General features: G+C 70.2%; 2 protein-coding genes. Both read left to right on the top strand.

What is annotated here, in order from left to right:
* On the top strand, positions 1–2,259 hold a 2,259-nt coding region (locus tag AB0P41_RS35670; RefSeq protein ID WP_365936160.1), incomplete at its 5' end, for an SDR family NAD(P)-dependent oxidoreductase.
* Between the two features lie 25 nt (positions 2,260–2,284).
* Positions 2,285–9,562 (top strand): type I polyketide synthase (locus AB0P41_RS35665; protein ID WP_365936159.1); only part of this gene is annotated, 7,278 nt, incomplete at its 3' end.

Raw genomic sequence — 9,562 nt, 5'->3', positions numbered from 1 at the left:
ACGCCCCGCCATGTCGACCTGCCCACCTACGCCTTCCAGCGCCGGCACTACTGGCCCGAAGCGCCGGCCGCTCCCGCTGCGGCAACAGTGGACCCGGTCGACGCCCAGTTCTGGGCGGCCGTCGAGGGTGAGGATCTGGACGCCCTCATGCGCACTCTGGGCGGGACGCAAAGCGAGGTGGCCCTGCAGACGGTCCTGCCGGCGCTCGCCTCCTGGCGACGTGACCGCCGTAACGGGGCCACCATCGACGGCTGGCGCTATCGCATCGACTGGGCACCGCTGGCCGAGGCGAAATCCGCCAGGCTTTCCGGACGGTGGATCGTGCTGATCCCGGAGGTACTGCGCGACGACGCGACGGTCCATGCGTGTGACGCGGCTCTGGTGGAGCACGGAGCGTGCGTGACGACTCTTGTGGTGGCCGCCGGAGAATCGGACCGGGACGTTCTGACCGGGCACATCCGCCGGCTCCTCGACGCGAGCGACGACAAGGTGTCGGGAGTCCTGTCGTTCCTCGGGGCGGACGAGAGCCCTGACGCGGTGCACGGTGCGGTCCCCGCCGCCGTGACATCGACGCTGGCTCTGGTGCAGGCGCTCGACGCCGTGGAGCTTCAGGCTCCCCTGTGGTGCGCCACCCAGGGGGCCGTGCAGGTGAGCGCCACCACCGACCGCACCGTGAGCGTCGCCCAGGCGCATGTGTGGGGGATGGGACGGGTCGTCGGCCTCGAGCGGCCCGGCAACTGGGGCGGCCTCATCGACTTGCCGGCCGACGGCGTGGACACACGCATGACCGACAGCCTCTGCGGCATCCTGTCCGACGCCGCCGGAGAAGACCAGATGGCTCTGCGCCCGGCCGGCACCTTCGGCCGCCGACTGGTGCGGGCACCCCTGAACGAGGCCGGCTCCCGTACTCCATGGAAGCCCGAAGGCACCGTTCTCATCACTGGCGGTACAGGCGCCCTGGGCGGGCACGTGGCCAGGTGGCTCGCCGGGCGGGGCGCGGAGCGGCTCGTCCTGACCAGCCGTCGGGGCATCGCCGCGCCCGGCGCGGAAGAACTGGAGGTGGAGCTCACGGCTCTGGGCGCCAAGGTTTCCGTCGTCGCCTGCGATGTCGCCGACCGGTCCCAAGTGGCCGAGCTGGTCGGACGACTGAGCCAGGAGGGCAGCCCCGTCCGCAGCGTCATCCACACCGCCGGGATCAGCGACAGCGTCGCTCTCGCGGACACGGACCCGGCCGCGTTCGCAGAGGTCCTGTCCGGCAAGACGGCGGGTGCCGCCCACTTGGACGAACTGCTCGGTGGAACAGTGGACGCCTTCGTCATGTTCTCGTCCATCGCCGGGGTGTGGGGCAGTGCGCGCCAAGCCGCGTACGCGACCGCGAACGCGGCACTCGACGCGCTGGCTCACCGTCGCCGCGCCCAGGGCTGGGCCGCCACGTCCGTGGCATGGGGTCAGTGGGCCGACAGCGGAATGGCCGCGGGAGACACAGGCGAGCAGCTGACCCGACTGGGGCTGGCCCCGATGGAGCCCGGCCTGGCGGTCAGCGCTCTCCAACAGGCGATCGAACACGACGAACCACCGATCGTCACGGTGGACGTGGACTGGCCCCGGTTCGCCACCGCGTTCACGACCCTGCGGCAGAGCCCGCTCATCGGCGGTCTGCCCGAAGTGCGGGCCGCGCTGCAGGACAGCGCCGAAACCGCGGAGGCTGAGGGCGCCGGCACGGCCGATGCGCTGACCCGGCGCATGCGGGAGATGTCGGGGCCGGAGCAGGACCACATGCTGCTTGAACTCGTCCAGGAGCGAGCGGCCACCGTGCTGCGGCTGGACACACCGAGCGCGGTACGCCCCGACCGGGCCTTCCGCAATCTCGGATTCGACTCACTTACCGCTGTGGAACTGCGCAACCGGCTCGCGGAGGCAACCGGCCTGCGGCTGCCGGCCGCACTCGTCTTCGACCACCCGACACCCAACTCCCTCATCGCCCACCTGCGGAGCAAGCTGCTTCCGGAGGCCGGCCGGAACGGCAGTGAGGACACCAACGCGTACGGCGACGTGGATGAGGCCATGGTGCGCAGTGCACTGGCCACCGTGCCGCTGGACCGGCTCAGGGCGGCCGGACTGCTGGACACCTTGATGACGCTCGCGGATGAACACGACGGAGCACGTGCGTCCTCAACCGCGGGTGACGACAACGACTCGATCGATGAGATGGACGCCGAGAGCCTGATCCAGATGGCTCTGGGCAACGGCGATTCCTGATGATGCGCGAAGTGTGGAGTTCATGATGGCTAGTTCGGGTGACAAGGTTCTCGAAGCGCTGCGCGCGTCGCTCAAAGAGGTCGACCGGTTGCGGAGGGAGAATACCCAGCTCACCGGCGCCGCCAGGGAGCCGATCGCGATCATCGGGATGAGCTGCCGCTACCCGGGTGGGGTGGCGAGTCCCGAAGACCTGTGGCGGCTCGTCGCCTCCGGTACCGACGCGGTGGACGCGTTCCCGACCGACCGCGGCTGGGACCTCGACGGGCTCTACCAGGCGGGCGGCGCCAACGCGACGACCTTCGAGGGGGGCTTCGTCGACGGTGTCACCGACTTCGACGCCTCGTTCTTCGGGATCTCGCCTCGCGAGGCGCTGTCCATGGATCCGCAGCAGCGCCTCCTGCTCGAGGAGTCATGGAAGGCGCTGGAGCGAGCCGGGATCGCCCCGACCTCCCTCCACTCCACCCAGACCGGTGTCTTCGTCGGTGCACAGAGCTCCGGGTACGAGACCAGCCTCCGGCAGTCCGACGACAACGTCGACGGCTATTACGTCACCGGCACCGCCGGCAGTGTCGTATCCGGCCGCATCGCGTACTCGCTCGGCCTGCAGGGGCCCGCGGTGACAGTCGACACCGCGTGCTCGTCCTCCCTCGTGGCACTTCACCTGGCTGTCCAGGCGCTGCGCCAGCGCGAGTGCACCCTCGCCCTGGCAGCTGGTGTGACCGTCATGAACAACCCCGGCGCGTTCGCCGAGTTCAGTCAGCAGGGCGGCCTCGCCGGCGACGGCCGCTGCAAGTCGTTCGCCGCGGCCGCCGACGGGACGGGCTGGGCCGAGGGCGTGGGCGTGCTCCTCGTGGAGCGGCTGTCCGACGCGGTTCGCAACGGGCACAACGTGCTGGCAGTCGTACGGGGCTCCGCCGTGAACCAGGACGGTGCGTCCAACGGTCTGACAGCACCCCACGGCCCTTCGCAGCGGCGCGTCATCCGCGCGGCACTGGCGAACGCCGCCCTCTCACCCGCCCAGATCGACGCCGTCGAGGCCCATGGCACCGGCACCGTTCTGGGTGACCCCATCGAGGCCCAGGCCGTTGTCGAGACGTACGGACAGGACCGGCCCCAGGACCGCCCCCTGCTTCTGGGCTCGATGAAGTCCAACTTCGGTCACGCACAAGCCGCTTCGGGCGTCGCAGGCGTGATCAAGATGGTCATGGCACTGCGCCACGCCCAGCTCCCGCAGACGCTGCATGTGGACGAGCCCACGCCACACGTCGACTGGTCGGCGGGTACGGTACGGCTGCTGACCGAGCAGGCGGACTGGCCGGAGACCGGTCAGCCGCGCCGGGCGGGTGTGTCGTCCTTCGGTGTGAGTGGCACCAACGCACACGTCATCGTCGAGCAAGCACCGGTGCGGGACAGCGCCGAAGCCGCCGATGATGCGGAGCCCGGCTGGGTCCCGCCGGTCGTCCCGTGGCTCGTCTCGGCTGCCGGCGCCCAGGCACTGCAGACACAGGCCCACACCTTGCTGGCGCATGTTGAGACCGCCGGCCCCTCCGGCGCGCTCGACATCGGCTACTCCCTCGCCGTCGGCCGCGCCGCCCTCGAGCACCGGGCCGTGGTGCTCGCGGCCGGGCGCGAAGGCCTGCTGGACGGCGTACGGGAACTTGCCGCTTCCGGTGACGGGACATGTGTCATCCGCGGTACGACCGCGCCGGGCGGTCTGGCGGTGTTGTTCTCGGGCCAGGGTGCGCAGCGGTCGGGTATGGGCCGTGAGCTGTATGAGGCGTATCCGGTGTTCGCGGATGCGTTCGACGCCGTGAGTGTGGAGCTGGACCGGCATCTGGATCGTCCGGTTCGGGATGTGGTGTTTGCGGGTGGTGAGCTGCTGGATCAGACGCAGTTCACGCAGGCGGGGTTGTTCGCTCTTGAGGTGGCGTTGTTCCGCCTGGTGTCGGCGTGGGGTGTGAGGCCGGACTATCTGTTGGGTCATTCGATCGGTGAGTTGTCGGCTGCGCATGTGGCCGGGGTGCTGTCGCTGGAGGACGCGGCGAAGCTGGTCGCGGCGCGTGGCCGTCTGATGCAGGGACTGCCGACGGGTGGCGCGATGGTCTCCCTCCAGGCGACCGAGGCCGAAGTCCTGGCGCTGCTGACCGACGGGGTGTCTATCGCAGCGCTCAACGGGCCGTCTGCGACGGTGGTTTCGGGTGACGAGGACGCGGTTCTGGCGATCGCCGCTCACTTTGAGGCGGAGGGTCGTAAGACCAGGCGGTTGCGGGTGAGCCATGCGTTCCATTCGCCGCGTATGGATGCCATGCTGGACGACTTCCGTGCGGTCGCGGAGACGCTCACCTTCCACCAGCCTGAGATCGCCATCGTCTCGAACGTCACCGGAGCGGTCGTTCCGTCGCGCGAGATGCGCACTCCCGAATACTGGGTCCGGCACGTCCGGCAGGCCGTCCGCTTCCTCGACGGGATACGCACCCTGCAGGACCAGGGCGTGACGGCCTTCCTGGAATTGGGTCCGGACGGGGTCCTGTCGGCCATGGGACAGGACTGCCTCACCGCGGATACGGAAAGCCGCGTGTTCGTTCCGGCCCTCCGCAAGGGGCGCGCCGAGGCGTCGGCCTGTGTCACGGCAATGGCCGAGCTCCACGTGCGCGGCCAGGACATCGACTGGACGCGGTACTTCGCCGGCACCGGGGCGCGCCAGGTCGAACTGCCCACCTACGCTTTCCAGCGCGAGCGCTACTGGCCGCACGTTCCCATGAAGCTCGACAGCGGAACCGCTGTGGTGGGCAACACGCCGGCGGAGGCACAGTTCTGGGACGCTGTCGAGCGGGAGGATCTGGCCTCGCTCGTCGACGCCATACGTCCCGAGGACTCCGCTGCGCTGGCTGGTGCGCTGCCCGCACTCTCCGCCTGGCGTCGGCAGAGCCGCGTCAACTCCACGGCGAGCGAGTGGCGTTACGGCATCACCTGGAAGCCCGTCGTCCCCCCGGCGGCGGCTCAGCTGTCGGGCGACTGGCTCGTCGTCGTGCCCACCGGGCACATGGACAGCGTGCTCGTCGCCCGTACGGTCGAGGCGCTGACCGCACACGGCGCCACGGTGATCCGGATCGAGTCCGACGCCGCTGCTGCCGACCGGGCCTCGCTCGCCCAGCTGCTCGACAACGTCAGCAGGCTGGACGCACAGCCCGCCGGCGTCCTTTCGCTTTTGGCCCTGGATGAGCAGCCGTCTCCCGTCCACCCGGTCGTCACCGCCGGCATGAAAGCGACGCTGGCGCTCGTCCAGGCGCTCGGAGACGCGGGAATCGACGCCCCGCTGTGGCTTGCCACCCGTGGCGCCGTGTCCGTCGGCCGCTCCGACCCGCTGGCCAGCGCGGTCCAGGCCTCGCTGTGGGGCCTTGGGCGCGTCGTCGGCCTGGAGTGCGCCCACCGCTGGGGCGGGCTCATGGACCTGCCGGAGACGCTGGACGACCGTGCGGCCACCCGTCTGATCGGCCTCCTCGCCGACGGCGACGAGGACCAGGTGGCGGTGCGCCCCTCCGGGGCGTTCGTCCGCCGCCTCGTGCGGGACACCCGGCCCGACCTGGTAGGGCCGGTATGGACAGCGCAAGGTACCGCGCTCATCACCGGCGGAACCGGTGCGCTGGGCGGTCAAGTGGCCCGGTGGCTCGCCCGCAACGGTGCCGAGCACCTCGTCCTCACCAGCCGCCGCGGCCCGGACGCACCCGGAGCGGCCGAACTCGTCGCCGAACTGGCGGATCTCGGCGCCAAGGCCACCGTCGTCGCCTGCGACGTGTCCGACCGCACTGCGGTTGCCGCGCTGATCGAAGCGTGCGACGCGGCGGCGGCGGACTACCCGGGCGCCGCCCTCCGGACCGTCGTGCACGCGGCAGGTGTCGCCACCGCGACTCTGCTGTCCGAAGCCACTGCCGACACCCTCGCCGAGGAGATCTCCGCGAAGGTCGCAGGCGCTGTGCACCTGGACGAACTCCTCGACGGGCATGACCTCGACGCCTTCGTCGTCTTCTCATCCGTCGCCGGCGTCTGGGGCAGCGGCGGCCAGAGCGGTTACGCCACCGCCAACGCCCACCTCGACGCGCTGGCACAGCGCCGCAGGGCGCGGGGCCTCCCGGCGACCGCGGTCGCCTGGGGAGCCTGGGCGGGCGGCGGCATGGCCGACGGCCAAGAAGGCGAACAGCTGCTCCGCCTGGGGATCCGGGCCATGGCACCCGAGCCGGCGATCGCGGCCCTGCAGCAGGCCCTCGACCGGGACGACACCCTGGTGACCGTCGCGGACATGGACTGGGCGCGGTTCGTGCCTGTGTTCACCGCTGCCCGCAGCCGCCCGTTGATCAGTGAACTGGCCGAGGTGCGTGAGGCACTCGCGTCGTCCGCCCCCGACATCCCGTCCTCCGGCGCGGACGGCGACTCGCCCCTGTGGAACCGACTCGCAGGACTGGCTCCGGCCGAGCGCACCAACGCGCTGACCGACATGGTGCGATCCCTGGCCGCCGGCGTCCTGGGGCACGCGTCGCCCGACGGGGTCGAGCCCGATCGTGCCTTCCGAGAGCTGGGCTTCGACTCCCTGACCGCCGTCGAACTGCGTAACGCACTCGTCGCCGAGACACGGCTGCAGCTGCCCACCACCATGGTCTTCGACCACCCGACGCCGACCGTCCTTGCACGCTTCCTCGCGGCCGAACTCTCCGCCCGGTACGAGATGCCCGGCCTGTCGGGTACACAGTCGAGGCTGTCGGCCACCGAGTTCCAGGCGCCGACGAAGGACGACGACCTCATAGCGATCGTCGGTATGAGCTGCCGCTACCCGGGAGAGGTGGCGAATCCGGACGATCTCTGGCGGCTCCTCGTATCCGCGACCGACGGCATCTCGGAATTCCCGACCGACCGCGGCTGGGACCTGGAAGGCATCTACGACCCCGACCCGGCGCATCCCGGCACGACGTACACCCGCCACGGCGGCTTCCTCCACGACGCGGGTGAGTTCGACGCCGGGTTCTTCGGGATCTCGCCGCGTGAGGCGCTGGCGATGGACCCGCAGCAGCGCCTGCTGCTGGAAGCATCATGGGAGCTATTCGAGAACGCGGGAATCGACCCCACCTCGGTGCGCGGCGAGCAGATAGGCGTGTTCGCCGGGGCCTCCTCCTCCGGGTACGGCGTCGGCGTGGCTCAGGGCTCCGAAGGCAGCGAGGGGCATCTCCTCACGGGTACCGCCACGAGCGTGGTGTCCGGCCGCATCGCCTACATGATGGGCCTGGAAGGCCCTGCCGTCACGGTCGACACCGCCTGCTCCTCGTCACTTGTCGCCCTGCACCTCGCGGCTCAGGCGCTCCGCCAGGGCGAGTGCACCATGGCGCTCGCCGGCGGGGTCGCGCTGCTCGCCAGCCCGACCGCATTCGTGGAGTTCTCCAGGCAGCGCGGTCTGTCGGCGGACGGCCGCTGCAAGCCCTTCGCGGAGGGAGCGGACGGAACGGGATGGGCAGAGGGCGTCGGCATGCTGCTGGTGGAGCGGCTGTCGGACGCGCGGCGTAACGGCCATGAGGTCCTGGCGGTGGTACGCGGTTCTGCGATCAACCAGGACGGTGCGTCGAACGGTCTGACCGCGCCGAACGGGCCCGCGCAGCAGCGGGTGATCCGGCAGGCCCTGACCAGCTCCGGCCTCTCAGCTGCCCAGATCGACGCCGTGGAGGCGCACGGCACGGGAACCAGGCTGGGTGACCCGATCGAGGCGCAGGCCCTGCTCGCGACCTACGGTCAGGAGCGCCGGTCGGATGACCTGCCCCTGTGGCTCGGGTCGATCAAGTCGAACATCGGTCACGCGGCGGCGGCGGCGGGTGTCGGTGGCGTCATCAAGATGGTGTTGGCGATGCGGCATGGTGTGCTGCCGCGGACGCTGCATGTGGATGAGCCGTCGTCGCATGTGGACTGGTCGGCGGGTTCGGTGGAGTTGCTGACGGAGTCGGTGGCGTGGCCGGAGACGGGTGAGCTGCGGCGGGCGGGTGTGTCGTCGTTCGGTATCAGCGGTACGAACGCGCACATCATCCTGGAGCAGGCTCCTGAGGTGGAGCCGGTGGACGGGGCACGTGCATCGGTGCCTGTGGTGCCGTGGGTGGTCTCGGCGAAGACGGCCGAGGCGCTTGATGCGCAGGTGGAGCGGTTGTCGGCGTTCGCCGGGGATCTGGACCCGGTGGATGTCGGGTTCTCGCTGGTGACGACGCGTGCGGCACTGGCTCACCGTGCGGTGGTCGTCGGTGACCGGACGGTCCGGGGCACGGTTTCGTCGGGCAGCTCGGCCGTGCTGTTCTCGGGTCAGGGTGCGCAGCGGTCGGGTATGGGCCGTGAGTTGTATGAGGCGTATCCGGTGTTCGCGGATGCGTTCGATGTGGTGTGTGCGGAGTTGGACCGGCATCTGGACCGGCCGGTGCGGGAGGTCGTCTTCGAGGGTGGTGAGCTGCTGGATCAGACGCAGTTCACGCAGGCGGGGCTGTTCGCTCTTGAGGTGGCGTTGTTCCGCCTGGTGTCGGCGTGGGGTGTGAGGCCGGACTATCTGTTGGGTCATTCGATCGGTGAGTTGTCGGCTGCGCATGTGGCCGGGGTGCTGTCGCTGGAGGACGCGGCGAAGCTGGTCGCGGCGCGTGGCCGTCTGATGCAGGGACTGCCGACGGGTGGCGCGATGGTCTCGCTCCAGGCGACCGAGGACGAAGTTCTGCCTCTGCTGACCGGCGACGTGTCCATCGCGGCGCTCAACGGGCCTTCCGCGACGGTGGTTTCCGGTGACGAGGACGCTGTTCTGGCGATCGCCGCTCACTTTGAGGCGGAGGGTCGTAAGACCAAGCGGCTGCGGGTGAGCCATGCGTTCCATTCGCCGCGTATGGACGCCATGCTGGACGACTTCCGTGCGGTCGCGGAGACGCTGACCTTCCAGCAGCCCGAGATCGGGATCGTCTCCAACGTGACCGGTCAGGTCGTGTCGGGCGACGAGATCTGCACCCCCGAGTACTGGGTGCGTCATGTCCGTGAAGCCGTTCGTTTCGTCGATGGCATGCGCGCGCTTCAGGACCAGGGCGTGACGGCGTTCCTGGAGTTGGGTCCGGACGGTGTGCTGTCCGCGATGGGGCAGGACTGTGTCGAGGAGTCGGCGTTCGCCCCGGTGCTGCGCAAGGACCGTGACGAGCCGCAGACGCTGGTCACCGCGCTGGCCGAGCTTTACGTGCGCGGGTCGGCAGTGGACTGGGCGGCGTACTTCGCCGGCACCGGCGCCCGCCGCGTTGACCTTCCGACGTAT

Source organism: Streptomyces sp. NPDC079167, assembly GCF_040686735.1.
In the GTDB taxonomy this organism is placed as follows: domain Bacteria; phylum Actinomycetota; class Actinomycetes; order Streptomycetales; family Streptomycetaceae; genus Streptomyces.
The sequence above is the reverse complement of the archived record's forward strand: the minus strand, read 5'-3'. Positions and strand labels throughout refer to the sequence as shown.